29 protein-coding genes and 1 tRNA gene are annotated in these 23,169 nt (G+C 63.0%); 14 read left to right on the top strand and 16 right to left on the bottom strand.

The genetic code is table 11. The features are described 5' to 3' along the window. Positions 1 to 2 precede the first annotated feature (2 nt). The 3 genes from IE307_RS41195 to IE307_RS41185 all read right to left on the bottom strand — a co-directional run bounded on the left by IE307_RS41195 (position 3) and on the right by IE307_RS41185 (position 1,336). Positions 3 to 401: a hypothetical protein gene (locus IE307_RS41195; RefSeq protein WP_191304925.1), complete on the bottom strand. Its 399-nt coding sequence runs from the start codon at positions 399 to 401 to the stop codon at positions 3 to 5. Beyond that, positions 391 to 705 carry a hypothetical protein gene (locus IE307_RS41190; protein ID WP_191304924.1) on the bottom strand — a complete coding sequence of 105 codons (315 nt, stop codon included), beginning with the start codon at positions 703 to 705 and terminating at the stop codon, positions 391 to 393. Before IE307_RS41190 ends, IE307_RS41195 begins: the two co-directional genes overlap by 11 nt. A gap of 265 nt (positions 706 to 970) precedes the next feature. Next, positions 971 to 1,336: a hypothetical protein gene (locus IE307_RS41185; RefSeq protein WP_191304923.1), complete on the bottom strand. Its 366-nt coding sequence runs from the start codon at positions 1,334 to 1,336 to the stop codon at positions 971 to 973. 136 nt (positions 1,337 to 1,472) lie between these two features. On the opposite strand from IE307_RS41185, the gene IE307_RS41180 reads away from it, so the two are divergent. From IE307_RS41180 to IE307_RS41155, 6 genes are all read left to right on the top strand, one after another. Further along, a complete protein-coding gene (locus IE307_RS41180) occupies positions 1,473 to 2,249 on the top strand; it encodes a GntR family transcriptional regulator (RefSeq protein WP_191304922.1) in 777 nt (258 codons plus the stop codon). A gap of 6 nt (positions 2,250 to 2,255) precedes the next feature. Further along, positions 2,256 to 3,026 (top strand): glycosyltransferase, encoded by a 771-nt coding sequence (locus IE307_RS41175; protein ID WP_191304921.1) that lies wholly within the window; start codon positions 2,256 to 2,258, stop codon positions 3,024 to 3,026. Between the two features lie 46 nt (positions 3,027 to 3,072). Then, positions 3,073 to 3,249 (top strand): type II toxin-antitoxin system HicA family toxin, encoded by a 177-nt coding sequence (locus IE307_RS41170; RefSeq protein WP_229905559.1) that lies wholly within the window; start codon positions 3,073 to 3,075, stop codon positions 3,247 to 3,249. Positions 3,250 to 3,260: 11 nt separating this feature from the next. Then, the gene (locus IE307_RS41165; protein WP_191304919.1) at positions 3,261 to 3,482 is read left to right on the top strand and encodes a type II toxin-antitoxin system HicB family antitoxin; all 222 of its coding nucleotides are present in this window, start codon (positions 3,261 to 3,263) and stop codon (positions 3,480 to 3,482) included. Between the two features lie 552 nt (positions 3,483 to 4,034). After that, positions 4,035 to 4,703, top strand: coding sequence for a hypothetical protein (locus tag IE307_RS41160; protein WP_229905558.1), 669 nt, complete (start codon positions 4,035 to 4,037; stop codon positions 4,701 to 4,703). A 262-nt stretch (positions 4,704 to 4,965) separates the two neighbouring features. Continuing rightward, positions 4,966 to 5,823: an oxygenase MpaB family protein gene (locus IE307_RS41155; protein WP_191304918.1), complete on the top strand. Its 858-nt coding sequence runs from the start codon at positions 4,966 to 4,968 to the stop codon at positions 5,821 to 5,823. Here IE307_RS41155 and IE307_RS41150 read toward each other — a convergent pair. Further along, positions 5,778 to 6,239 carry a GNAT family N-acetyltransferase gene (locus tag IE307_RS41150; protein ID WP_191304917.1) on the bottom strand — a complete coding sequence of 154 codons (462 nt, stop codon included), beginning with the start codon at positions 6,237 to 6,239 and terminating at the stop codon, positions 5,778 to 5,780. The genes IE307_RS41155 and IE307_RS41150 overlap by 46 nt on opposite strands. Before the next feature lie 107 nt (positions 6,240 to 6,346). On the opposite strand from IE307_RS41150, the gene IE307_RS41145 reads away from it, so the two are divergent. Then, a tRNA-Ile gene (locus IE307_RS41145) sits at positions 6,347 to 6,424 on the top strand. 90 nt (positions 6,425 to 6,514) lie between these two features. After that, the gene (locus IE307_RS41140) at positions 6,515 to 7,801 is read left to right on the top strand and encodes a tyrosine-type recombinase/integrase (RefSeq protein WP_191304916.1); all 1,287 of its coding nucleotides are present in this window, start codon (positions 6,515 to 6,517) and stop codon (positions 7,799 to 7,801) included. Here the strand turns inward: IE307_RS41140 and IE307_RS41135 are convergent. Next, positions 7,790 to 8,941 carry an NsdA family TPR-like regulatory protein gene (locus IE307_RS41135; RefSeq protein ID WP_191304915.1) on the bottom strand — a complete coding sequence of 384 codons (1,152 nt, stop codon included), beginning with the start codon at positions 8,939 to 8,941 and terminating at the stop codon, positions 7,790 to 7,792. The two genes, IE307_RS41140 and IE307_RS41135, sit on opposite strands and share 12 nt — an antisense overlap. A 144-nt stretch (positions 8,942 to 9,085) precedes the next feature. Here IE307_RS41135 and IE307_RS41130 point away from each other — a divergent pair, with 144 nt between their 5' ends. From IE307_RS41130 to IE307_RS41120, 3 genes are read left to right on the top strand one after another with little or no spacing between them, the layout of a single operon-like run. Then, the gene (locus tag IE307_RS41130; protein WP_191304914.1) at positions 9,086 to 9,418 is read left to right on the top strand and encodes a hypothetical protein; all 333 of its coding nucleotides are present in this window, start codon (positions 9,086 to 9,088) and stop codon (positions 9,416 to 9,418) included. A 5-nt stretch (positions 9,419 to 9,423) separates the two neighbouring features. Next, complete coding sequence (locus IE307_RS41125) at positions 9,424 to 9,660, top strand: hypothetical protein (protein ID WP_191304913.1); 237 nt, start codon at positions 9,424 to 9,426, stop codon at positions 9,658 to 9,660. A 19-nt stretch (positions 9,661 to 9,679) separates the two neighbouring features. Further along, positions 9,680 to 10,555, top strand: a complete 876-nt coding sequence (locus tag IE307_RS41120) for a helix-turn-helix domain-containing protein (RefSeq protein ID WP_191304912.1) — start codon at positions 9,680 to 9,682, stop codon at positions 10,553 to 10,555. Positions 10,556 to 10,744: 189 nt separating this feature from the next. Here IE307_RS41120 and IE307_RS41115 read toward each other — a convergent pair whose 3' ends face one another. From IE307_RS41115 to IE307_RS41095, 5 genes are read right to left on the bottom strand one after another with little or no spacing between them, the layout of a single operon-like run. Then, positions 10,745 to 12,895, bottom strand: coding sequence for a cell division protein FtsK (locus IE307_RS41115; RefSeq protein ID WP_191304911.1), 2,151 nt, complete (start codon positions 12,893 to 12,895; stop codon positions 10,745 to 10,747). After that, positions 12,888 to 13,703 (bottom strand): hypothetical protein, encoded by an 816-nt coding sequence (locus IE307_RS41110; protein ID WP_229905557.1) that lies wholly within the window; start codon positions 13,701 to 13,703, stop codon positions 12,888 to 12,890. The genes IE307_RS41115 and IE307_RS41110 overlap by 8 nt, the downstream gene beginning before the upstream one ends. After that, entirely contained in the window at positions 13,700 to 14,029 is a 330-nt protein-coding gene (locus IE307_RS41105) for a hypothetical protein (protein WP_191304910.1), read from the bottom strand. The genes IE307_RS41110 and IE307_RS41105 overlap by 4 nt, the downstream gene beginning before the upstream one ends. Beyond that, complete coding sequence (locus IE307_RS41100) at positions 14,026 to 14,364, bottom strand: WhiB family transcriptional regulator (protein ID WP_308436439.1); 339 nt, start codon at positions 14,362 to 14,364, stop codon at positions 14,026 to 14,028. The genes IE307_RS41105 and IE307_RS41100 overlap by 4 nt, the downstream gene beginning before the upstream one ends. Continuing rightward, a complete protein-coding gene (locus tag IE307_RS41095; RefSeq protein WP_229905556.1) occupies positions 14,361 to 14,642 on the bottom strand; it encodes a helix-turn-helix domain-containing protein in 282 nt (93 codons plus the stop codon). The genes IE307_RS41100 and IE307_RS41095 overlap by 4 nt, the downstream gene beginning before the upstream one ends. Before the next feature lie 152 nt (positions 14,643 to 14,794). Between IE307_RS41095 and IE307_RS41090 the strand changes: the two genes are divergently transcribed. Both IE307_RS41090 and IE307_RS41085 read left to right on the top strand, forming a co-directional pair. Then, the gene (locus IE307_RS41090; protein ID WP_191304908.1) at positions 14,795 to 15,169 is read left to right on the top strand and encodes a hypothetical protein; all 375 of its coding nucleotides are present in this window, start codon (positions 14,795 to 14,797) and stop codon (positions 15,167 to 15,169) included. 146 nt (positions 15,170 to 15,315) lie between these two features. Then, positions 15,316 to 16,494, top strand: coding sequence for an NsdA family TPR-like regulatory protein (locus IE307_RS41085; protein ID WP_191304907.1), 1,179 nt, complete (start codon positions 15,316 to 15,318; stop codon positions 16,492 to 16,494). On the opposite strand, the gene IE307_RS41080 is transcribed toward IE307_RS41085, so the two are convergent. The 3 genes from IE307_RS41080 to IE307_RS41070 form a co-directional block, all read right to left on the bottom strand. After that, positions 16,456 to 17,028: an NUDIX hydrolase gene (locus IE307_RS41080; protein ID WP_191304906.1), complete on the bottom strand. Its 573-nt coding sequence runs from the start codon at positions 17,026 to 17,028 to the stop codon at positions 16,456 to 16,458. The genes IE307_RS41085 and IE307_RS41080 overlap by 39 nt on opposite strands. A 91-nt stretch (positions 17,029 to 17,119) precedes the next feature. Next, positions 17,120 to 18,460 carry a hypothetical protein gene (locus IE307_RS41075; protein WP_191304905.1) on the bottom strand — a complete coding sequence of 447 codons (1,341 nt, stop codon included), beginning with the start codon at positions 18,458 to 18,460 and terminating at the stop codon, positions 17,120 to 17,122. A 226-nt stretch (positions 18,461 to 18,686) separates the two neighbouring features. Further along, on the bottom strand, positions 18,687 to 20,414 hold the full coding sequence (locus tag IE307_RS41070) for a recombinase family protein (protein ID WP_191304904.1): 1,728 nt from the start codon (positions 20,412 to 20,414) through the stop codon (positions 18,687 to 18,689). Between the two features lie 336 nt (positions 20,415 to 20,750). On the opposite strand from IE307_RS41070, the gene IE307_RS41065 reads away from it, so the two are divergent. Then, a complete protein-coding gene (locus tag IE307_RS41065) occupies positions 20,751 to 21,353 on the top strand; it encodes a hypothetical protein (RefSeq protein ID WP_191304903.1) in 603 nt (200 codons plus the stop codon). A 5-nt stretch (positions 21,354 to 21,358) separates the two neighbouring features. Here IE307_RS41065 and IE307_RS47165 read toward each other — a convergent pair whose 3' ends face one another. The 3 genes from IE307_RS47165 to IE307_RS41050 form a co-directional block, all read right to left on the bottom strand. Next, positions 21,359 to 21,778, bottom strand: coding sequence for a hypothetical protein (locus tag IE307_RS47165; RefSeq protein WP_229905555.1), 420 nt, complete (start codon positions 21,776 to 21,778; stop codon positions 21,359 to 21,361). Positions 21,779 to 21,807: 29 nt separating this feature from the next. Further along, positions 21,808 to 22,524 (bottom strand): peptidoglycan-binding domain-containing protein, encoded by a 717-nt coding sequence (locus tag IE307_RS41055; protein WP_191304902.1) that lies wholly within the window; start codon positions 22,522 to 22,524, stop codon positions 21,808 to 21,810. 76 nt (positions 22,525 to 22,600) lie between these two features. After that, a complete protein-coding gene (locus IE307_RS41050; RefSeq protein ID WP_191304901.1) occupies positions 22,601 to 22,807 on the bottom strand; it encodes a hypothetical protein in 207 nt (68 codons plus the stop codon). Positions 22,808 to 23,169: the final 362 nt, after the last annotated feature.

The raw sequence follows: 23,169 nt of genomic DNA, 5'->3' as shown, positions 1-23,169 counted from the left end.
GGTCAAGCACCCTTCTTCTCATCGCCCGCAGGCGTGCCGACCAGCGGCATGAGCGAGTTCCACCGCATCACCTTCTGCCGAGTCGCTTTCGGCACGGTCACCGAACTTGCCGACTGGCGAACCGCGCCGCACCGCAAGAGGTGCGTTCCTCCGACTGTGAGCTGACCACTGTCGATACATTGCAGCACCGCGTCCAGCTCCCATTGAGGAACCCGTTTCATGCCGTCTTTTCCGATGCGGCGATATACGCGCCGTGAAGCACCGGCGAGCACGTAACCGGTCTCCATCACTGCCCGGTTCAAGACATCCATGATCACGCGCATGTCATTGGTGACCGGAGACGACGGAGGAACCGGAGCGGCTACGGGCTCGTTCTCGAAGCCGAACAGATCAGTCGGCATTCTTACGACCTCCCTTGTCGGAGATCGATCCAGGCATCAGCTCAACGTCGATGCTGCGAAGCTCTTCCAGGGTGACCACGCGGTTCGTGTGCTCGCCGTCGGTCAGGCTGAGGATCTGAGAGCCGCGCTCGAACTCGCCCGCTTCAAGCAGCTGAGTGACGAGTTGCGCCTCCCAGCGAGGCAATCCCTCCATTTCTGTCGGCGAGATCCGTCGGTAGATGCGACGGTAGTCCACCGCGAGCACGTAGGGCTGAGGACCGCGTGCACGGTCGATCACTAATACGAGACCGTTTGTCCTTGCCATCAAGCAAACCTTTCTGTGTGCACGGAATGCACGGCAGGTGGCAGGAACGTTATGCACGGGCCTGACACCGCCGAACAAACCGGCGCTGTTTTTGGCATGGCTCAACACACTGTGGAGTTCTCAAAGGACACAATCGCGCGTTCCCATGCCCGACTCGAACGGGCAGCAGGCCAGTCCCCTGGCAGAACGTGGATTACAGAGCCCTGGCCCGACTCGAAACGGGCGACCGGCCGAACCGGGCAGGGCAATCGAGCACAGTGGACGATCAGGCAGCAGCAGCCGCACGAATCGCCGGAGCGAGACCCTCAGCCCGCCACGACACGCCACCGCCGTTGTCGTTGGACCACGGCGACACCGTGGGTGCGATCAAGGAGACGTAGTCACCCTCGTTGAAGCCGTCGCCGGGGTCGGACGTCAAGGTCACCTTGATCTCTTCGCCCTTCGGCGCGTAGCCGTCAGCGTTCGGAAGGGACTTGGCGAACAGCGACACCACGAACAACTGGACGCCGAAGTGGTCCGTCGCGGGCACGGGCTGACCGGTCTTGTCGTCCTTCTTCATCTTCATCACGGGCGCCTCGCTGATCATCAGCTTGAACGACTCCATCACGACGGGGATGTTGCGCAGACCCATGAGGTTCTCCTCTGTTGGGTACAACCCTTGAGCGGGCGTACTCTCTGGTGAGCTAGGGTGACAGTGACTCGGTGTGCTAGGTACATGTAACACTAGCTCACCAGGCGATGTCAAGGGTCGAGAGGAGATGACAAAGATGTCGATCAATCAGGCGTCGGGTGTGGCACCGTTTAGGCAGGTAGCGGCGGCTTTGAGGGATCAGATTTCTCAGGGCAAGTACGTCGCTGGAGGCCGCATCCCGTCGGCGCGAGACATAGCTACAGAGTTCGAGGTGTCGCCCGTGACGGCACAGCGAGCACTAGACGAACTACGTGCAGACGGCCTGATCGAGACGCGTCGCGGTACGGGCTCGTTCGTCCGCCAGGTGCGTGAGCTGTTCAGGAAGGGGGCGAACCGGTACCAGCGCAACAGTGAAGGACTCGCGCCGAACCGGGCGGAGTCATCGGCCGGCGGTTGGACGGACGAAGTCACTGCCGAGCTGTGGCGGCAGCCAGCAGGCTCCGAACTCGCGGCGAGGCTCAACGTCGACCCCGAGGAGGAGGTCACGGCCGTTCGCTACCTCTGGACCGTGGAGAAGGAGCCCGTCCAGGTATCGACGCAGTACGAACCGCTGCGAGTGACCGGGGGAACGTCCATTGAGGAACCGGTGGACGGGACCCGAGGAAACCCAGGTGTGATAAGCCGTTTCGACTCGATCGGTGTCCACATTGATCGCGTGGAAGAAGAGACGCGCGTACGGATGCCCAACGCCGAGGAGAGCGAGCAGCTTCAGATCGGGGCAGGCGTTCCCGTGTTCGCGATCAAGCGGACGCACTGGGCGGCAGACGTTGCCGTCGAGACCGCAGACATCATCATCCGGGGTGACCGCATGGTCATCACGGCCACCCACGACGTCCCGATGAACGCGGAGTAGCCCACTGTGCGAACGATTTCGGTCATCACCCCCATCTACAACCCTCAGCCCGAGTATCTGCTTGCAGCACATGAATCCCTTCAGGCGCAGAAGCTTCCGCCCGGGTGGACTTGGGAGTGGCTAGTTCAGGAGGACGGCAACACCGACGTTGCCGAGGTCTTGCTTCCGCTTGACGACCGCATCAAGCACGGGACGGGCCGACACGGTGGTGTCGCGATCACTCGCAACCTGGCTCTCTCACGCGCCAGCGGTGAGCTGGTGAAGAACCTGGATCAGGATGACCTTCTCACCGCCGGTGTGCTCGCCCGTGACATCGCAGCGCTCACCGAGAACGACGGAGTTCACTGGACGACTTCGCGCGTCTTGGACCTCATGCCAGACGGCAAGTTGGTCGGCTTTGACAATGATCCGAAGCACGGTGTGTTGGAGCCGGGTGATGTGCTCAAGCACTGGCAGGAGCACAACTTCCGTCTTCCCGTGCACCCAACGACGCTGTGTATCCGGCGCGACTTGGCGGTGATGCTCGGTGGGTGGATGGCTGTTCCGGGCAGCGATGACACCGGTCTTCTAGTTGCTGCAAGCGTTCTGGCAAACGGGTTCTTTGATGAGACGGTTGGTCTTCACTACCGGAAGTGGCCAGGGCAGGAGAGTGCGGCCGGTAGCAAGCACTACGAGGCCGTCGAGTGGACAGCGCGAATGAACTTGATCAACGAGCGCGCCAAGGCGTTGCAGAACCTTTGGTCAACCGTCGCTGGACGGTGGATGCTCACTCCCTGATAGGTCACGCGTACGACCGGAAGGCCAATGATCAATGCCGCTCAAGGTGAGCGAGATCGTCAAGTTGCTCGAAGCGGACGGGTGGTACCTAGTGCGCACGAAGGGTAGTCACCGCCAGTTCCACCATCCCAGCAAGCCGGGTACCGTGACAATCGCTGGCAAGCCCAGCACAGACCTACCGATCGGCACCGAGCGCAGCATCCGCAAGCAGGCAGGCATCTGATGGAGGCAGCAGTGACCACCTACGCCGTCATCATCGAGCGTGGCGAGACCGGCAGCTATGGCGCCTACTGTCCCGACCTTCCCGGATGTGTCGCCGTAGCCGATGACATGGACGAGGTGCTTGAACTCATGGTCGAGGCCATCGGGTTCCACCTCGAAGGCTTGCGTGAGCACGGCGAGCCGATCCCGCATCCTTCGACCGTCGCAGCGACCACGGTGACCGTTGCAGCATAGGCGTGTTCAGAGTTTCTTTTCTTCATCAAGGCGGCCCCCTACGGGGGCCGCTGGCCGTTGGTGCCCATCCGAGAACGGCAGACCTACGCGCCTCCTATATCGCCGCGCCCAAGGCCGCCTCCGGCGTCCGAGCGCGGCGGGAGGCATGCGCGCAGGTCGACCGTTCTCGGAGAGGCACGGCCAGCGACCCCCGCAGGGAACCGCAGTGAGATGAGGGGACTGGATCGGCCGGCATGTCGTTCGCCGGTCGGCCGCCGGGAGGTCCCCCGCCACCCCTGATCCCAGCCAATCGTCTAATAGCAGGAGAACCGCGTCCAGAGCGCTTCGCGTCCCTACGGGATGGCCTAAAGGCCACTCTGGACACGGTTCTCCTGCCACTAGAAGCAGCAGGGACGAGGGGTACGGGGGAGGTGTGCGCCGGGTGTCCGATCCACGGCAGGCAGTTCCGCGGAGCACTTCATACCCGTTCTGAACAGGCAAAATATCTTGACACTTAATCGTCAAACTGAGAGAATAGAGGTATCAACAGAGAGGACGGACACCATGACTACAGTGACCACCCGACGCGCGAAGACGACCAAGGTGGAGAACGTGGCAACCGAGCTTGTTCGAGCGATTGATGTTGTGTGGCAAGGCATTCGTCGCCGTCATGCCGATGTGCCGGACGTGATGATCACGGTCGGATCGGGCACGCTCGGGGCGAAGCCGGGTCAGGCACGCTTGGGGCACTTCGCAGCCGCAAGGTGGCAGCGTGACGGCGAGTCTCTGCCCGAGCTGTTCGTGTCCGGGGAAGGGCTCCAGAGGGGAGCCTCGGACGTACTGGGGACCTTGCTGCACGAGGCTGCACACGGTCTCGCTCACGTCCGTGACATCAAGGACACCTCACGTCAGGGCCGCTACCACAACAAGAAGTTCAAGGAGCTCGGGATTGAGCTCGGACTCGAACTCGCCGAGGACGCTTCGATCGGCTGGAGTCTCACCAGCGTGCCCGCAGCAACCGTCACCGAGTACGCGAAGGAGCTGGACGCCCTCATCGCGGCACTCGTGATCTACCGTCACGCGGAGATCCGTCCCGCCTCGAGGTCCAAGAGCACGAACCTCGCAGTGGCCCAGTGCGCGTGCCCGAGGAAGATCCGCGTCGCCAAGAGTACGCTCGCTGAGGGTCCGATCACGTGCGGCAAGTGTGGTGCCGACTTCGAGGCCGAGGACGAGGACGAGTAGCCCCCTCAGGCAAGATCATCTCCACACTTTACCCTCATAAAACAATGACAAATGTCGATATTAATTGAAAAGCGAAGAGCATTTGCAAACGATAACTTCGCAGATAAGACTAGGTTTCGACAAGCAATGACAGGCAACGCGATGACGAGAATTCAAATCGCAGGGTTACTGGTTCGAGTCCAGTTGGGGGAGCTTCCGCTCAGACCCTAGTCCACCGGACTGGGGTCTTTTGCTTTGTCGGCCGTTCGGTCACGTTGGACGGATGGCCCGCCTCACGAACCTCCACCGCATCTCCTCGCTGGACCCGGTCACCGACCACGAGGAGATCATGCGGATCTCCGCGGGCCTCGAGTTCCCGTGGGACTACCAGAAGTCGCTGGAGATGGCGCTCTTCCGCACCTATTGCGTCCCGACGATCTCCGGCCTGCTGGAACGCACCGGCGAGTTCGAACGACGCCCGCAGAAGCGCTACGACGACACCGCGGTCCTGATGGCCGAGCTCGTGGAACACGGCTACGACTCGCCGCGCGGCCGTGAGGCCTTACGCGTGGTCAACCGCCAGCACGGCCGTTACGACATCTCGAACGACGACATGCTCTACGTGCTGTCGACGTTCATCTACGACCCGATCGAGTGGCTTTCGCAGTACGGCTGGCGCCCGCTGACGCACAACGAACGGCTGGCGGGGTTCCACTTCTACCGCGCGGTCGGCGCCCGCATGGGCATCCGCGACATCCCCGCCGGCTACGACGAGCTCTTGGCGTTCAAGACGGCCTACGAGCAGGAGCACTTCGTGTTCGCGCCGTCGAACCGCCGCATCGGCCAGTACACGCTGGACCTGTTCTGCTCCTGGTACCCGTCGATCCTGCGCCCCGCGGTCGCACGGGCCGTGGTCGCGATGCTCGACCCGGCGATGGTCCGCGCGTTCGGCTTCACCGCACCGCCGTCGTGGGTGGGCGCCTTGGGGCGGAAGGCATTGCGGCTCAGGGCTTTCGTGGTCCGGCGGATGCCGGCGCGCCACGCGTTGAAGCTCACGAGCACCCGCAACCGCACCTACCCCGGCTACCCGCGCGGCTACCGGCCGTCGGACCTGGGCGCGAGCTCCAGCACGGCCAGCTGACCGTCGAACACGAAGCCCATCGACCTCAGGAACTCGTTGCCGGGCTTGAAGTCGTCGAGCCCGACCGTCACCCGCGTGACGCCGGGAAAGCGCCCGGCCAGCGCCTTGGCCATCTCCGTACCGATCCCCCACCTGCGCAGGTCCTTCGGCACCAGGAAGAACCCGACGCTGACCTCACCGGGCGCCGGGTGGTCCACGACGAGGTCCACGAACCCGATCATGCCCTGCGCCCGCGCCACCAGCAGGTGCTTCTGCTCGAACGCGGCCCCCTCCGGCAACGAGTAGAAGAGGCTCTGCACGTCACCGGGCCCGGACGGGTGACCGGTGGCGGCCTGGAACCAGTCGTCGCACTCGGCGAACAGCGCCAGCACCTCGGGCTCGTCCGCCGGGGTGAAGTCGCGGAGGGTCAGACGCACGTGTCCAGCCTATGTGTCGCTCGCCACGGGGGCGCGCAAGACCCGTCCGGCGAGATCGGTATCCTCCATCACGCAGCGTCAGGGGGCCGGGGGGTCTGTTGCTGCAGGGGGCAGTAGCTCAGCTGGTCAGAGCAGCGGACTCATAATCCGTCAGGTCGTGGGTTCGAGCCCCACCTGCCCCACCACTCTCACCAGCATGGACAGTGTTTTTCAAGATCCATAAGTGATCGCCTGTCCATGTTGCTGTCCATTGACAGCGGGCTGACCATGAGGACATGACCAGGGCAGACGGCTCCGAAGACCGTCGGACGCGAGGCAGCATCCGCGTTCGCGGCAACTCGCTTCAGGTCCGCGTCTTCGCGGGCAAGGACCCGGTTACAGGCAAGGACGTCTATCTCACCGAGTCGGTGAAGGGCACGGACAAAGCGGCCTACAAGGCTGCCGACAAAGTGCAGACGCGGCTACTTGCGGAAGTCGACGCACAGCGGGCCGCCAGCACCACCGTGTCGTTCTCATACGCCATTGATGAGTGGCTGCGGACCTCTGATCTTGAGGACACCACGCGCGAAGGCTACGAGGGGTACGTCGAACGAACGATTCGTCCTGCGCTCGGCAAGGTCCAGGTCAAGAAGCTGACTGCCCGCATGCTCGAAAACCTCTACGCGGATCTTCGCCGTTGCCGGACCCGGTGCGAAGGCAAGCCCTTCGTGGAGCAGCACAAGGCAGAGGGACAGCACGACTGCAAGGAAGCGAAGTGCAAAGCGCACAAGTGCTCGCCGATGGCAGCTTCGACCGTGCGGCAGATTCACGCGATCATCAGCGGCGTCATGAACGCGGCGGTCCGGTGGGACTGGGTTACGAGCAATCCGGCCAAGGTGGCGAAGAAGCCACAGCAGAAACCACCACAGCCGGACCCACCGTCCCCTGCTGAGGCTGCTCGCCTGGTCGAAGAGGCGTTCGTCATGGACGACGACTGGGGAACGCTGGTGTGGCTCGTGATGACGACGGGCGTGCGACGTGGGGAGATTTGCGCGCTGAAGTGGTCGCGCGTCGATCTGGACGAAGGCGTGATCGAGATCCGCCGCAGCTACACGCTGCGCCGGGGCGTCGGCAAGGAGAAGGACACCAAGACCCACCAGATGCGGCGAATCGCACTCGACACGGAGACGGTGGTCCTGCTCATGGAACATCGGCAGCGATGTGCAGAGCGGTTTGCTGAGGTCGGGATCGAACTGACGGACGACATGTACGTCTTCACGGGCGTGCGGAAGATCGATCCGAGAGTGCCGTACTCACCGCATGCCGTGTCGAGCCGCTACAAGGACATGGCCGAACGGCTCGGGATCAAGACGCACATTCACGCACTGCGGCACTACTCGGCGACAGAACTGCTGACCGCTGGTGTGGATCTGAGGACCGTGGCGGGGCGACTGGGGCACGGCGGCGGTGGCGCGACGACGTTGCGCGTCTATGCGGCCTGGGTAGCCGCCTCCGATCGAAAGGCGGCCGAACTGCTCGGCTCCCGCATGCCGAAACGCAAGCCGAAGAAGTCAGCCGACTAGCGCTGCGAGCCGTTTGCGCTGACGCACCGAACCCACCTGAGCCGCCAGCAGCCGCGCACGTTCCATGTGCGCGGCTGCTGCGTCTTTCTCGCCGGTCGCCGTGAACACCTGTGCAAGGTCAATCCGGAGCGTCGTCTCCGCCCTCGTGAAACTGGAGTCGAGACGCACCAGCACATCGCTGAGCACATCGATAGCTTCGCGTGCACCAAGTCGAGCAAGGGCGTTGCCACGCCACCGCGACAGGTGCGTTGAGTCGAAGACGAGATAGGGCGTCTCGCCGTTGTCAGTGGAGGGCACGAAGCGTTCGGCGTCATCGAACGCCTGCATGGATTTCAGGCGTTCGCCGTTCGCTGCGCAAGCTTCGCCATAGCCCGCAGAAAGCCACGAGAACAGCAGGTCGGGTACTCGCCCCTTCGCGCTTGTGCGCGCATGCCTGGTCAAGTCGACAGCCGCCTGTGTCTCACCGATGTCGAGCAGGACGACAGCCTGCCCTGCACGCGCGTAGGCCTCCAACGCCGCTGATTTTGCATGTCTCGCCACCCGTATGGCTTTGCTGTAGTGAGACCACGCGTCGCTTGTCTGCCCTTGGTCGAGCGACTGCCATCCGGCCAGTGCGGAAGCGTCGACCAACACAGCGGCCAGGCGTTGCTGGACCACCTCGTCGAGGACATCGTCCAGCACCGCGTCCATCTGGTCGATCTGTGAACGAAGCTGACCGAGCAATGCCGGAGCGCCCAACCGGCGATCGATCACGCGGGTGATGTCGAGTTGGTGCTGAAAGAGCCTCACGGTCTGCTCGTCGATGTTCCGCCCGGCTGCGACGCGCGCTTGCAACTCCAAGTCGCCGGACAAGGCGGACAGCGGACTCTGCGCAGGTTCGAGGAGCCGTGCGATCGGCAGGCTGAACATCTCTTCGAGAAGGCGGCAGGTGACCGGTCGAGGAGGTCCGAGAGGACGACCGTCGGCGCGAACGCCCGATGCCAGGCGTTGAACGTGTCGTGGGCTGAGAGTGGCCTTCAAACCGTGCTGTCGCGCGAATCGATCGGCTTGCCGGCTGAACTCCTCAGCGGTCAGCCGCCGTTGCCGCAGCAACTCGCCGAACAGCGTCCCCGGTTGCCCGTTCCGTTCCGACGAACTCATGGGCTGACCTCTCCGTCTCGCTAATATCAGCGCCGACCAGTGTAGGTCTATTCATGTCGCTGTAGGTCTTTGCCAGGACATTTACACCCAATCTGCATTCCAAGACGCTGATGTCTGCTGATCTGATGTCGATGCGGGTGGGTGATGGTCATGGTGTGGGATGCGACTGGACTTCTGTTGTTCCTCCTCTGGCTCCTCCTGCCGCCGCTCTACGTCGTGGCGCTTGGCAGGTTCTACGTCCGACGGTGCGCCGATGAGGTCCGGCGCATCGGCGCGGTGCGTGATGAACTGCTGGACCTGGTGGAGGAGCTTGAGGCCGCCAGCGAGCGGCAAGGGCCGCCCGGACAAGGTGCGCCTGTTGTGCCTGACGCACGTGATGACGACACACACGAGTTCGCCGCGATCACTCCTGCCGCCGGTCGGCACCGACTCGATCAGTCAGCGCTGGCTGCTCACGCGTCCGCAGGGCAACGGTGACGACGATGCTGCGACGTCTGGCTTTCTTGCTCGTCCGGTTCCGTAAGGGGCTGGTCGGCGAATCACAGCGGACCTGCCACATGGTGCCGATCCCGGCCGCCGATGAGGTTCCTGAACAACTGACCGCCCTGTGCGGCCTTGTGATCGAACGTGGCACTGCCGAGTTGGTCACGCCAGGGGAGGGCATGCCCTGTGAGGCTTGCCTGCTTTGCGTGCCGTTCGGGTCTTCTCCCACCTCTTGAACATCGGGATACGCCAACGATGCCGAAGAACTTCAAGTCCAACCTTCAGAACCGTGCGGTGGCTCGTGCGCTTGCTCTGTGGCGCAAGGAAAGCGGCCTCAGCCTGGACGAGGTGACCCAACGCGTGCACTGGTCGGCGGCCAAGACATCCACGATGCAGAACGGACTGGTCCCGGTCTTGGATGCAGAGGTGGCGGCTCTGGCCCTCGTCTACGGGGTCGATGGGGTTCGACGGGACCCGGTGTTCTGGGGAGCGCAACGCGCACTCGATCCCATGACGTTCGATCTGCTGGCAAGAGGCACCGCGCACTGTGTTGGCTGGACGTATCCCGAGGTGGAGGCCGAAGCGAACTACGTCCGGGTCGTGGCGCTCGACATCTTGCCGCCGCTGGTCTGGACGCCGGAGTACGCGATTGCGCTCAAGAGCGCGCAGGTAGAGGCAGTGTCTGAGCAGGGTCACCGCCACTACCCGGAGGTTCATCGCACAAGCGCGGTCGACCAGTTGGCCAACGGCCCTTCGCTTCGAATGGACCTCATCCTGAGCGAGGCAGTCTTGAGGCGTGCGGTCGGCGGTCCTCTCGTGATGGCTGACCAGTTGTTCCAACTGGCGTCCTTCGCACAACTTGAGGGTGCGCGGGTGTTCTTGGTACCGGACAAACGGGGCGCGTTTGCGGGACCAGCCTCGTTCGCGGTGCTGTCGTTCCGTGAGCCGCAGTTCGATGACGTGGTGTACCTGGACAGCCTGCATGGCGGGACGTGGCTGGAGAGCGAGCTTGAACGGCGGCCCTACCTGGACACGTTCGAGCGACTGTTGACCGTTGCGCTCCCGGAGGCAGTGACGACCGGATGGATTGTGAAGGCTGCGCAGCACTTCAAGGACAACGCGACGGTTTGAGCTTGTGACGGGTGTGCCGCGCCATTCCTCATGGATGGCGCGGCACCTGGCGTTTCCAGGCCTTGTGACGGGTTGACCGTCACAAGGCGAACCCGTCACGGCGGCCCATACTCCCAGCTTGGAGACGGTTTCGGACCTGTCACAGGTCGTGTGACGGGACAGTGGGTCGATGGGACGGGTAGTGACGGGTCACTGGCCATCCTCGACCACCTCACCGTCGATCGCAGCGTCTCCCGCGCGCCCGATCGCGGCGCGGATGTTGGCTAAGTCGTAGCCGCGAACTTGTCGCACACGGTCGCCGTCGGTCACCCGGTCCCGTGTCGGTCGGCAACCAAGCTCCGCCATGTCCCGCCCGAACGAGGTGGGTTCGACGTTGAGCGCGGCCACGAGTTCGGCGGTGGGCACGAAGTCCCGGCCGTCATCTCCGTTGAGTTCGTCAGCGAGGTAGTCCACAACGGACGCCAGTGGTTCGGGCAGCCCCTCGCTCTCCGAACGGTCTGCCGTGACACTGCCGATCGCTTTGGCCACGGTGGCGTGATCGAGCACCGGCCGCGCTGTCTGCCCGGCAGCGTGTCCGGACAACGTTCCTTCCTGTTCGCGTAGCACGCGGCCTTGTACGCAGATTTCCCGCCAATCTTCGTTGGGCATGTAGAACGTCCGCACGGTCAACGCCAGCACGTCCGCTCCTGCCTGGGTTTCACCGTCCGGCCGCAAGATGCCGACGCCCTTGTGGGAGGGCAGCAGACGGCTGGAGTCATAGCCTCGGGTGTTCATCTGCTCCCCGAGGATGATGTTGCTGTCGCGCCAGTCCATGACCCGCAGCGCGAACCGTGAGCCGAGCACCGCCCGCAATCCGGACGGGATGGTCTTGCCGTCCGGGCGCTGTGTGGCAAGCACCAGGATCACACCGGCTGCCGGGGCCTTCTTGGCAAGCCACATCAGCAGTTCGCCGCAGTACTCGCCAGCCGTGAGCTTCTTGCCGTGCACCTCCACAGGCGTCCTGTCCTCCAACGGGATCTGGATCTCATCCACGATCAACGCAGTGATCGGCATACTCAGCGCGAGGTCCCGGGACATCGCTGGAGTGACCTTCGATTCCGGACAGGTGACGTCATCGAGCTCCTGCATGCGGCGGTATCGGGACTGGACGTCGGCCACGAGTTCAGCGAGCCAGTCCACGAGGGTCAGCACGTACTCGGAGTCATCACCTGCCATGAACCGGTGCGCCACCTGCTCGGCGGCTTTCCAGTCCTTTCCGTTCTTGAAGTCGGCGATGTAGAGCCGGACGTGAGGGTCCAAGATCAAACCCGCGGCGGCCAGTCGTTCGGCCATTGTCTTGCCCTGTCTGGGGATTGCACCGATCAAGACCGACGTCCACACCAGTGGGAGATCGATCCGACGGCCACGCGCGTCCGTGCCGAACGGCACCGGCCGCCACGCGTCCCACCGCTCCACTGCGAGCAACGGGGTCCGGATCGGCGGTGCGCTGTAGGGGTCCTCGTCGGCCACCCATAGCGCCACCCTTCCCGCGTGGCCGCCGTTGCCCCGGACGCGTTCGACGTTGAGTTGGATCTCGTCCACCGCAAGGGCAGACGCCAGCGCGTCACGGTTCTTCACGACGTCGACCGCCTTGCGCGTGGCGGGGAGATCAACCGTGATCGCCCAACCGTCGCCCTGCCGAGTGGCGCGCTCGACCAGACGCAGGGTCTCGTCCTTGCCGATGAGCTTGGCGTCCCGGAACGCATCCACAAGGACCTGAGAATCAATCGTCCACGTCAGCGTGCGCGGCCCAGAGAGCACCGCACGTCGCCCGGGGTTGCCGTCGCGCTGACGGCCTAGCGCTGCCAGTGCTACCGCTACGACCAGCCCGGCAAGCCACAGCGCACGCGGCCCGTAGAGGAGCCACAGCACCAGGCCGGCTGTTGGTACCACGGCCACGCCCGCACCGGTGACCTTCCACCGGAACAACGTGAGCGCGCGGATGTCGGTGAACTTGTCGGCAAGCTTCTCCGACTGCTCGGCAGCTTGGCGGTAGTCCCGCACTGTTACCCATGATCGCCACCAGCGCACGGCGACGACCAGGCCCCGCACCACCGCGCCGACGAACCGGAACGGTGAACGCAGTACGGCCACGATCAGATCCTTCGCGGCCTGCACTGCGTGAACGCGGTCCTTCGCCCACAGCGGCACGCGCGGTGAACGCAGCCACGCGTTCACGAACCGTTGCCGCCACGACGGTGGCGACACAGTAGGCCCGTCGTTCACGAACTCGCCTTCGAACACCGCTCGCACCGGAAGCGTCTGGCCCCCACCGTCGAGTTCCTGCCGGTACTCACTCATCGGGACCACCTGCCAACTCCGCCACCAGCGCGGAAGCGAGGCGAGGAGACAGGCCACGTGAGCAACCAGTGGCACCACGCACCCATACTGGACTCACCTCGACACCAGGCGACCACGCTTCGCGTGCCATGCCGAGGTAGTCCGCGAAGGACACCCGTTTCTTGTTGCTCTGCTTCAACTTTCGAGGTTCGTGAACTGCCCTCGTAGGCAAGTCCGCGGTGACCTTTGTGGCGCGTGTGGACGCCTCCGTGAACGCCGCTGCGACGGCCTCCGTGAGCTTGTCCCGCAGATCCGTCACAGCCTCCGCCGCGACGAACACCACGAGCGGCGGAACCGAGTGCAGCACCACCCCGGACACTGAACCAACCGCCCATGAGTGCCAGGTGTTCATGACATAGGTGGCGGCGAGCGTGAACCACTTCGCCCGACGCGTCCACGAACCCGTCTGCACCCGGTACCGCGCGGTCACCTGCTCGGCTCGCAGGATCGCCAGCAGCACCAGCGACACCGTGGGATCGAGCAGCCATGCTGCAAGCCACGGCAGCGACCACGCCGGCGTTCCCGCCGCCGCGAACGACTGCACGTTGGTCATCGTGAACCCGAGCCCGAGCACAATCCCTGACCAACACAACCGGTCCACCTGAGCGCGCACCCGCTCGACCCGCAGCGCGATCACGTCCGGATGCGTCGCGTACGCGCGCAGTTCCGCAGCCTCCGCCGCGTCAGCGGCCAACCTCTCGGCTGCCGGTGCGGCGGGTGGCCGCCCGAAGGCGGCCACCCCTTCCCGAACCCTTGTAAGCGTCCTCATCGCCGTTCACCCCGGCCACGCGAACTGTCCTGCGTGGTGATCGTGAGCGCCTTTGTCAGCGTGTATGCCGCGAACAACGCGGGCAGCCCCAACACCACCAGCAGCAGCGTGACGTCGCCCCGGTGCGTGATCACCACCCACTGCACACCAACGATCGCCCCGGCCATCAGCAGCACCCGCCCGGTCAGCGAAAGCAGCCGAGCACCGGCACGCGCCGCGCCAGCCGCCGCCTTCGCCCGCCGGACACTCGCCCGCCAGACCCACAGCAGCATCACGACCACACCGATAGCCGCAAGGATCTGCGTCGGAGTCAGGTTGATCGTCATGACGACCCACCACCCTCACGGCGAGCACGCCACACCCGGAACACCTCACGGCGGTCCTCCTGCGACAGACCACCCCACACACCGACCGTGTCCTCGCCGGCCGTGCGCAACTCCAACTCCAAGCACACGGGCAGGACCGGACAGCCCGCGCACAACCGCGCGGCGGCCTCGCGGTCGGTGATCTCCTCGCTCTCCCACTCCGGGCCGTCCTCGTTGGCCCACAACCACATGCACGCACCGTCCCGCGTCACGATCTCCAACAGGACCTCGTCCGGTACCTTCGCGTAGCGGTCCAGTTCGGCCGCGATCACCTCGTAGTAGTTCTCCGAGTTCACCACGCACCCCCGGTCGCCCGCTCGAAGTCGCGTGCGTTGCGCTTGTCGGCGGCCATCTGTGCCACGTCGACAACACCGCTGGACTCAGCTGCCTGCCTGGCCAGTTCCTCGACTGCCCGTGCGGGCACGACGTAGCGCGTCCGCACCCGGACGGCGGGGAACGCGTCCTCCCTGATCGCTCGGTAGATGGTGGCCGCGTCGACGCGCAAGATCTGCGCAGCCTCCGTGACCGTGTAGAAGATCGGCGAGCCTTCGCCCGCCATGCTGTTCGATGTCATTGCTGTAAGCCCTTCAGAAGACTGATTTCTTCGATGAAGGCGCTGACATTGGCGGCAATAACCACTGATTCTCCGCTGATGTCTGCGCAAAATCCGCTTTCCGACTTGGCGCCGCGCTAATGTCGGCGCTAAGGCGGAGCACGGAGGCGCACGTGGCGGAGGACTGGTCGGCGGTCGCGGAGGCAATCAATGCCCGTGCGATAGAGCTGGCTTTGAAGCAAAAGGAGATCGCCGAACGGTCCGGCGTATCCCACGCGATCGTTCGCGAGATGCAGCAGGGCCGGATTCAGCGCCGGCGAAACCCGCGCACCCTCGAAGCCCTCTCGATCGCCCTGGACTGGCACCCGCAGCACCTGAACGCTGTGCTGCAAGGCAAAACGCCACCTGAGGTCGATGCGCAAGCCATGCCCGCGGACGACCCGCTGGTGCCTCTGCTGCAAACCATCATTCGCGAACTCCGGGGCCTTCGCGCCCAGGTCGGAACTCTGGCTAGCCGTATCGACGACGGGAGTCGCGAAAAGGATTAGATGAAATTTCTGAATCAGTTGCGGTGTTGCTGTCATGAGAACAGCAGACCGCCAAGGAGGGGGTGAAAATAATTGCTCGCGGTTAGCAGGCCGCGTGTTAGGAGGAGTTAAGTCCGCAGGTCACGCCGTTGGGGAACGGGGGAAACGTGGCGAGGAAAAAGCGGGGAGAGCCGCCGCGCACACGCTTGCAGGCGGTACGCGAGCAGCTTGGACACACTCAGGCCCACGTCGTCCGGTACTTCCTGACACGCGGCCCGCAGATCGGCGTCACAGTGGCGTCCGCATCAGCACTGCCGATCATGATCTCTCGCTGGGAGAACGGCCACGTCGAGGTGGCAGAGCTTGGCTACCAGCGTCTGTTCCGAGAGCTGTACGGCCGCTCGAACGAAGAGCTTGGCTTCCCACGAGAGACGTTCAACCAGTCCGCTGAGGAGCTTCGCGATCGTCTCTTCGTCGCGAAGAACATCGACGCCGGGATGCTCGACCTGTTCCAGCGACAGGTCAACGACCTTCGCAGTTCGGACCACCGCTTTGGTGCGCTCGTGGTGCTCGACCAGCTCAACAGCCTGGTGCGCCAGATCGAGGACGTGAAGGTGTTCAGCGTCAGCACGCACCTACGTCAGCGGTTGGCCACGATCCTCACCGACGCGCGCACGCTCGCAGGGTGGACGGCGCTCGATCGCGGCTCGCAGATGCAGGCCTGGCAGTACCACGAGGACGCCAAAGTCTCTGCGAGAGAAGCAGATTCACCGTCGTTGTTGGCACACGCGGCAGCGCAGCAAGCCGTGATCCTGCTCGACATCGGGGAGAACGATGCGGCGGTCGAGTTGCTGGAGTACGCGCGGCACGTCGCGGAGCACCGCGCGCCTTCGTTGCTGAGAAGCTGGCTGGCTGCCGCGCATGGCGAGGGCTTGGCGGCAGTCGGCCACCGTGACGCGTCGCTCCGCGCCTTTGATGACGCAAAGTCTTTGCTGCCAACGAATCCAGCTGATCCAGAGCTGGCGTTCCTTCTCCTCAACGATGGGCAGCTCGTCCGATGGCGTGGTAACGCACTCCTGCGCCTGGGAGATGCCGACGCGATCACCCAGCTTGAGGCCGCTGTGCGGGACTTCGTCAACCCACAACGGTCTGCCGTGCGTGGGTTGACGAACACCTACGTAGATCTTGCGTTCGCGTACGCCGCCGCTGGCGACAGCAAGGGAGCTGTGGAATTTGCGCAGAACGCTCGACAGCTTGCCAAGCGCATCGGATCTGACCGTCAGCGGCAGCGTCTCGCGAAGCTGGAGCTACCGACTCCCCGAGGTCCCGGCACTGCGCGAGGCTAGGTAGTAGAGAAGAGGGATGATCGCACCAGAGCCGAGCACTTCCCCACGGCGAATGAGATCCAGGACGTTGTCAATTGGAATCCACTCGATTCGCGCAGCCTCTTCGCCGTCCGAAGGCTCTCCAACCTTCTCTGCTTTGCGCCAGAGGTAGGCGTCGACTGGCGCATCTATGATGCCCGGCAATGGTTGGAATGTCCCCATGTGCTCAGGCTCACCCAGAGGGCGCCAACCAGTCTCTTCAACAGCTTCTCGCGCAGCCGTGGTCTGCGGATCTTCGCCCGCTTCGACGAGGCCGCCAATCAATTCGTATCCCCACTGGTTGACGGCGAACCTATATCGCCAAAGAGTCAGAACTTCTTCCCGATCATTAACCAAGAGGGCAACAGCCACGTGATCAAGTTTTACAACGTGATGCTCGAAGCGGCTTCCGTCCGGAGGCTCAACGTCGACGAGTTTGACCGTCACCCATCGGTTATCGTAGACGGTTCGCTCTCCATGAATACCCCAGTTTAGATTTTTTGGATGCTCTGCCATGCAAGTAGTTTACGGAATTTTCGTGACGTAGCAAAGCTGGTGGTCCTGCAGGGTGCTCGTGCAGATAGTGTGCCGGATTAGATTATTCGCATCATGGTTTGTTGTCTACTTCCAGTAGACCCGTATTGGGGTCTACGGTAACTGAGTACTCATCAGGTATAAATATGCTTCGACTGTTGATCAAGTACGAATCTGTCAAGGCAATGGCGGGCTTTTCGTTAATAAAGTCGAGGGCTAGAGTCTCGTGGAACTTGGTTTCACTTGCGTAGAAGCCTCTGCCTGTTGTTCTTAGTATCTGGAGGCCGGAGAGGAATTCTGAGTTATGGGCCTGAATTCCTTCCGTAAAATTGCATTCTAAGATTAGAAGTCTATTGTTGAAATCGCAGTACTGTAGATATACTGGACCACGGAACTCGGTATCCTTCATTATAACTAGACCGATAATATCGGAGTTTCGAATCGTAACTGACTCCCTAATTACTGATTTAGTCAAAGTCAAGGTACCGATCTTGCCATTAGCGATGTTCAGAACCTGCAGCTCGGCACCGTATAGGTTCAAGTCTAGGGCGAGCTCTTTTGTTGGATTCGTTGAAACCAGGTCACTGATTAGTTGTTCGGCTGTTCGCCGAACTTGACGTTCCCTGGAGGTAACCCGCTCGTGGCGATCCTCTGTGGGTTTAAGGTGATCGATTTCGGTGTAAGGAAGAGGTTGTCTCAGGTAGGCGCAAAGAACGTCGGCCACGGTCTGCCCGAACTCGGGTTGAGTTAATGCAAGACGAGTAAGTGCATGAAAAGCCCCAACTCTGACCTGATCGGCTGCGTGGCCCATCAATTCAACTGAGCGAGCGAAGTACTCATTAGCGACTCGCTCTCGATCATGTTCTGCCCTGTCAGATTCGAGGATATGTCTTTTTGAATCTATTACTCTGCGCTGTTCCTCTGTGTCCTGCCTTGATTCCTCGACGCGGCGGCGCCGGTCGTTTAGCCAAAGTGCGTACAGTGCAATGACCGCGCCTGATGCTATGCCTCCCGTCTTCAGTATTTCGGATCGATTTAGGGGCGGGTTCGAAAATGTGAGCCAGAACATTGCAAGGAATAGGATCGCGGTAGCACTTAGAAAAACTGCCGGCAAGAGAAATTCTTGATTCCTGTTCGGCTCAGGGCGTCTACTCCACATAATCCATAGAGTTATGCTAGCGGCTGTGCAAATGCAGCCAGCGATTGAGGTTGCTTTCTGGTCTGCGGACAGTGATGTGGCGATATCGATCCCAAATTTAACGGCGACTATATAAGACCCTAAAGTGATCATGCTGCCGATGATCGTTCTTATCGACTTACGCTGCCCCTTCGTCGTCCTGACCTCGCGTGCCCAGAACACTGTGCACGCGACCATCCCGATAAGGCTGATGATTCCTGCGGTTCCGGTTGCCATCGGATGATTGTGCCTCTAAACGGCATCGTTGGTGGCCAAGGTCGCTGACCGAGTGTCGGACATGCTGCACGAGGCTTCATGAGTGTCTACTTTGGACTTGCCGTCCATGGTCTCGTCCATGAAGTGCTGCCGGACAGGCCCGCTATGCCGTTGGAGTTAGGGATGTAGTCATCCACTGTTGCAGGTGGGCGACCGATGCGATGTGACCTTGGACACTCATAATCCGTCAGGTCGTGGGTTCGAGCCCCACCTGCCCCACCAAAGAACTACATGCACGAACACTCAGAGGGGCGGAATCCGGTCTACCGGGTTCCGCCCCTTCTGCATTCGCGACAACGGCCTGTGTGGCTGTCTGCGGCACTCGGAAGACGGGGACCATACGGCCAGGTCCGGTGATCTTGATCTTGACCACGAAGGTCTCCACCACGGCCTTGCGTTGGTTCGGGTTGCCCGCCTGAATGATGGTGCGGATGTTGTTGTTGACCTGACTGAGCGTGGCCGCGTCAGGCATTGTCGGCTCGTTTTTCAGCTCTTCCAGAAGCTCGGCTTCTCGCGCCTGTAGTTGCTTCTGTGTGGTGCGGTGTGCGCGCATCCGTTCCTTGGTGAAGTCGTCGTCGGTGTCGAAGGTGTCGGCCTCGAACGCGTCGAGGTACTTGTCGATCTTCGCGGTGGCGGAGGCGAGCTTCGTCCTGACGGTCTTGAGCTCGGCTGTCACTGTTTCGTGGCTGGACTCGTAGACCTTGCGGGCGGCGTCGACGGCGTCGCGGATGAGTTGGTGCTGGTTGCCGTAGAAGCTGGCGACCGCGTCGAGTACGGCTTGGTCGAGTGCGTCGGCGTTGAGGCGGTCTTGGTCGCATGCATCGGTGCCGTACTTCAGGCGCTTGTTGCATGTGTAGTAGCGGTAGGTCTTGGTCTTGCCGGTGGCCCTGGTGCCGACCATGGCCGTGCGGCACTTGGGGCATGGCAGGCGGCCGGTGGCCACGTAGTCGGAGTTGTTCGCGGCTCGGCGGGCGTGGCTCTCGCCGCGTGCGTCCATGATGCGTTCGGCTTCGGCGAACTGCTCGGGGGTGATGAGTGGAGGGTGCGCGTCCAGGGTGATGACGTCGCGGTAGTGGATCTCTCCGAGGTAGACGCGGTTCTCCAGGATGGTCAGAATCCGCTTGTATGCCCAGAGTCCGCCGCTCCGTGTGCGGTAGCCGCGTTCGTTGATCTCGTGGGCGATCGACCGGGACCCGATTCGGTCCTTTGTGTACAGATCGAAGATCAGGCGAATGATGACGGACTCGGTGTCGACCTTCACGAGCTTGTGCGTGTCCGGGTGCATCTCGTAGCCGGGCGGGGGATAGCCGCCCTTCCACTGTCCGGCCTCTGCCTTCTTCTCCATGCCCGCCGTGACGCGGTCCACGATCAGGTCCCGTTCGAACTGCGCGAACATCGACAGGAGCTGAAGCATCATGCGGCCGACCGGCGTGGAGGTGTCGAACGGCTCCGTCGCGGAGCGGAACGCCACGCCAGCGCTCTCCAGCTCGTCCAGCAGTGTCACCGTGTCACACAGGTTGCGGGAGAACCGGTCCACTCGGTACACCAGCAACACGTCGATCATGTTCGCCTTGGCCCACTGCATCGCCTTTTGCAGATCGGGCCGGTCGGTGTTCTTTCCCGACGCGTCGTCCTTGAACTTCTTGACGATCTTCCAGCCGGGCTGCGACTGGACATAAGCCTCCAGCCGGGTGTCCTGCGCCTCGATCGAGTAGGGCTGGTTCTCGTCGTCGGTGCTGCGCCGCATGTAGACGCCCACCCGCACGGTGTCGAGGTCGAGCCCCGCCGCAGCGTGGCCGACCTTCTTAGCTCGTGTTCGCCTAGACAAAGAAGGTCCCCAAATAATTGCTGCGCCCATATGAATAGACGCGGTTTTAGGCAAGGCTGTACCCATTCCAGAATTTCTCTCGGTCATGTTCCGGAATGTATCATTTCTGGCCTGATTTGATTAGGTCTGAGTCTTGCGCGGAACGCTGCATTTCATTCCAGGTATTGATGAGTATCGCGAGGGCGCTCACGCCGTCTTCGCGTTGTGCCTCGTCCAGGTTCGCGGTCTCAATGTGCTCGATCGTCCACGCCTGCGGCTGACGGGATTCTGGCTGCAATCGGGGGCTCCCGGAGGTGGAGTGCGAGAGCCCCCGAGGCCAGCGCGAGGTGTGGGGGCTTCCTCGCGTTGGTGTGCGGTTGGTTCTGGATCGAAGGTGAGCGTGTCTACAGCGGACGTGGGGTTGGATGGGTAAGTTCGCCCGGCATGACAGCTCCCTCTGAGTGGATGACTCAATGGGCGCCGGTGGTGAGTCCGGTTGTCACCAGCGCGGCGGTCCTTGTGGCGCTTGCGTTTGGTGTCCGTGAGCAGTTCTGGCGCGCGGGAGATCGCCGCCGAGCCCGTTGGCAGAACGCCAGAAGCGTGACTGGAAAACTCGCCGTGCTTGAAGAGGCGGGGCGTTTCAACGTTCAGCGCGTTGAAATCTGGAACGCGGGATCGCTCCCGATTCTCGATGTAGAGATGCGCGTCATCGACGCAAACGGCAAGCGGTACCTGATCATGGACGATGATGGAGAACCGTGTGACTACCTCTACCGTGCGGTGATCGCAGAACACGAGGTGCATAAACGGGAGAAGATCACATGCATCGTTCCTAGAGATGGTGCAGTTTCTCTCGATGAGCAGGTGCATCTCGTTGTGACGTGGCGAGACCCGTCTGACCATTGGTGGACGTACTTTGCCCAGCCACGACGTTGGTTTGAGAACCGATCGCGTCGCCGAGCTATTCGGATCGCCGAGAAGAAGCCACCGAAAGAGCGGCGGTCTTCACGCCGTGGCGATGACGACCGCTCGCTCCCCCAGGGGTGATCGACCTACCTCTTAGGGTGGGTGGGAAGCACCTTGAGTGGGCGGTCGGCGTTGTCGCGCGGGTCGGATGTCGGGGTGACGCGCTTCTCGCCGGCGAGAGCGACACCGAACGCGCCGAGCAGCGCGAGGACGGCGGAGACGGTGCCGGTGATGGCGTCGGCCTGGCCGGTGGTGAGCAGGCCGGAGCCGACGAGCCAGGAGACCAGAGCGGCAATCAGGCCTACCCAGGTGGCGACGGCGCGCAACGGGCGGGGACGGGGATCGGTCACGGGGTGTTCCTCCTGTGGGGGTTGGGTGCCGTCGTGGCGTTCGAGCCACAGCACGGCGGCCCGGCTGCCCTTGATGAGCAGCCAGAGCACGAGGGCGAGGGAGACGACCCAGTGCCCGCCGGTCATGGGCGCGGCGGGCACCGGTTCGGTGGTCACGGGCGGATGAGGTCGGCCCAGTCGTCCCATCAGACCTCGCCCCAGCGGGACGTGGTGTTGGGGCGGTGGGCGCGCTGCCAGGCGGCGACGGCGTCCTTGGTGGGCTGCTCGAAGATGCCGTCGGCCCAGCCGGGCGTGTTCGGGGCGAAGCCGCGGCGCTGCAACTCCTCCTGGATGAGCCGGACGTAGATCTGCTCATCGGGGATGCCACCCATCGACACGGGCGCGCCGCCGTGGGACTCGTTCGGACCGCTGATCAACCCGAAGTAGTGGTTCTGTGGCAGGGGAAACCGTGGCTTCGTCGGTGGCCGGGACGGCGGCGGGGTGCTCGCGCCGCCGAGCATCGGCAGGTTCCACGGCCGGGTGTCGTCGCACAGGCCGGAGGCCACGACGCTGATGTGCACGTGCGACGTGTGGGGGTTGCTGCCGGAGTACCGGACCCACTGCCACGGCGAGAACTGTGGGCGACTGTCCATGATCAGCCCGTTGGCGATCACATACTTGATCCTGTTGTCCCTCGACGTCTGGAGTTCGTCGGTGAACCGGTCGATGTCGAACCCGACGCCGGGGTCGTGGGTGACGTCCAGGGCGGTGACGATGCCGGGCCCGTACCAAGGGGAGTGGTCGCTGGTGACGTCGTGGTTGGCGTCGCCGATGGTGCCGTCGGATGCCTTGTTGCGGCCGGGGAACTTGGCGTTGATCTGGTCTCGCAGGGTGAGCAGGGAGTTGGCTACACGCCAGGCCAAGAGATTCTCTTTCTGTTGTTGGGCAACGAAAAACGGCCGTCACCAGCAGGTGACGGCTGTTCGTTTCGGGGTGGGTTTATGTGTGGCGGCGCACGGCCGCGGCGATGTCCTCGGCCTGGCGGCGTCGGTCGCGTTCGCGGTCGAGCTCGTCTTCGAGTTCGCTGATGCGGTCTTCGAGGCCTGCGACGCGGTTGCGTAGGGCGGTGAGCTCGGTGGCGTGCGAGGTCTCGCGGCCGGCGAGCGCGGCGAGGTATTCAGCTCGGTCTGAACGGTTGGCAGTCATCAACCTGTGGTTGGCCGTGAGCAGGTAGCCAACGACGATCACAAGCGCGCCCGCGACGCCGAGCTGTGGCAGTAGTGAAGGGTCGATGAGACCTTCCCTATTGGTGATCTCTGAACCGAACAGGCGGCTTCGGCCCGTGCATGTTGCTCAGATCTGGTGGTACCGTCCCCATCAGAAGAGGAGGCAGGGTTGGGCGCCAACAACGGCGAGTAAGTCCCGAGACATGAGCGGGCATCCGTCGTTTCGAGCGCACGACATTGGAAACGGGAATCAGTTAGGCCAGCACCACGGGTTGCTGTTGGCCTATTGCTGCTGTAGCGCTCCAGGCGGGCCTGACCTGCCAGAGAGCCTCGGTGATCGGT

It is taken from the genome of Lentzea cavernae (genome assembly GCF_014653695.1).
Classification (GTDB): domain Bacteria; phylum Actinomycetota; class Actinomycetes; order Mycobacteriales; family Pseudonocardiaceae; genus Lentzea; species Lentzea cavernae.
The sequence above is the reverse complement of the archived record's forward strand: the minus strand, read 5'-3'. Positions and strand labels throughout refer to the sequence as shown.

What these genes read in the sequence shown, in the direction of transcription:
- IE307_RS41140 (WP_191304916.1), top strand. Translation starts at nt 6,515, where the DNA reads ATGACCAGGGCAGACGGCTCCGAAGACCGTCGGACGCGAGGCAGCATC.
- IE307_RS41190 (WP_191304924.1), bottom strand. Translation starts at nt 705, where the DNA reads ATGGCAAGGACAAACGGTCTCGTATTAGTGATCGACCGTGCACGCGGT.
- IE307_RS41115 (WP_191304911.1), bottom strand. Translation starts at nt 12,895, where the DNA reads ATGAGTGAGTACCGGCAGGAACTCGACGGTGGGGGCCAGACGCTTCCG.
- IE307_RS41070 (WP_191304904.1), bottom strand. Translation starts at nt 20,414, where the DNA reads ATGACCGAGAGAAATTCTGGAATGGGTACAGCCTTGCCTAAAACCGCG.
- IE307_RS41105 (WP_191304910.1), bottom strand. Translation starts at nt 14,029, where the DNA reads ATGACGATCAACCTGACTCCGACGCAGATCCTTGCGGCTATCGGTGTG.
- IE307_RS41050 (WP_191304901.1), bottom strand. Translation starts at nt 22,807, where the DNA reads ATGACTGCCAACCGTTCAGACCGAGCTGAATACCTCGCCGCGCTCGCC.
- IE307_RS41135 (WP_191304915.1), bottom strand. Translation starts at nt 8,941, where the DNA reads ATGAGTTCGTCGGAACGGAACGGGCAACCGGGGACGCTGTTCGGCGAG.
- IE307_RS41075 (WP_191304905.1), bottom strand. Translation starts at nt 18,460, where the DNA reads ATGGCAACCGGAACCGCAGGAATCATCAGCCTTATCGGGATGGTCGCG.
- IE307_RS41155 (WP_191304918.1), top strand. Translation starts at nt 4,966, where the DNA reads ATGGCCCGCCTCACGAACCTCCACCGCATCTCCTCGCTGGACCCGGTC.
- IE307_RS41095 (WP_229905556.1), bottom strand. Translation starts at nt 14,642, where the DNA reads ATGACATCGAACAGCATGGCGGGCGAAGGCTCGCCGATCTTCTACACG.
- IE307_RS41120 (WP_191304912.1), top strand. Translation starts at nt 9,680, where the DNA reads ATGCCGAAGAACTTCAAGTCCAACCTTCAGAACCGTGCGGTGGCTCGT.
- IE307_RS41125 (WP_191304913.1), top strand. Translation starts at nt 9,424, where the DNA reads ATGCTGCGACGTCTGGCTTTCTTGCTCGTCCGGTTCCGTAAGGGGCTG.
- IE307_RS41185 (WP_191304923.1), bottom strand. Translation starts at nt 1,336, where the DNA reads ATGGGTCTGCGCAACATCCCCGTCGTGATGGAGTCGTTCAAGCTGATG.
- IE307_RS41130 (WP_191304914.1), top strand. Translation starts at nt 9,086, where the DNA reads ATGGTCATGGTGTGGGATGCGACTGGACTTCTGTTGTTCCTCCTCTGG.
- IE307_RS41080 (WP_191304906.1), bottom strand. Translation starts at nt 17,028, where the DNA reads ATGGCAGAGCATCCAAAAAATCTAAACTGGGGTATTCATGGAGAGCGA.
- IE307_RS41065 (WP_191304903.1), top strand. Translation starts at nt 20,751, where the DNA reads ATGACAGCTCCCTCTGAGTGGATGACTCAATGGGCGCCGGTGGTGAGT.
- IE307_RS41180 (WP_191304922.1), top strand. Translation starts at nt 1,473, where the DNA reads ATGTCGATCAATCAGGCGTCGGGTGTGGCACCGTTTAGGCAGGTAGCG.
- IE307_RS41195 (WP_191304925.1), bottom strand. Translation starts at nt 401, where the DNA reads ATGCCGACTGATCTGTTCGGCTTCGAGAACGAGCCCGTAGCCGCTCCG.
- IE307_RS41110 (WP_229905557.1), bottom strand. Translation starts at nt 13,703, where the DNA reads ATGAGGACGCTTACAAGGGTTCGGGAAGGGGTGGCCGCCTTCGGGCGG.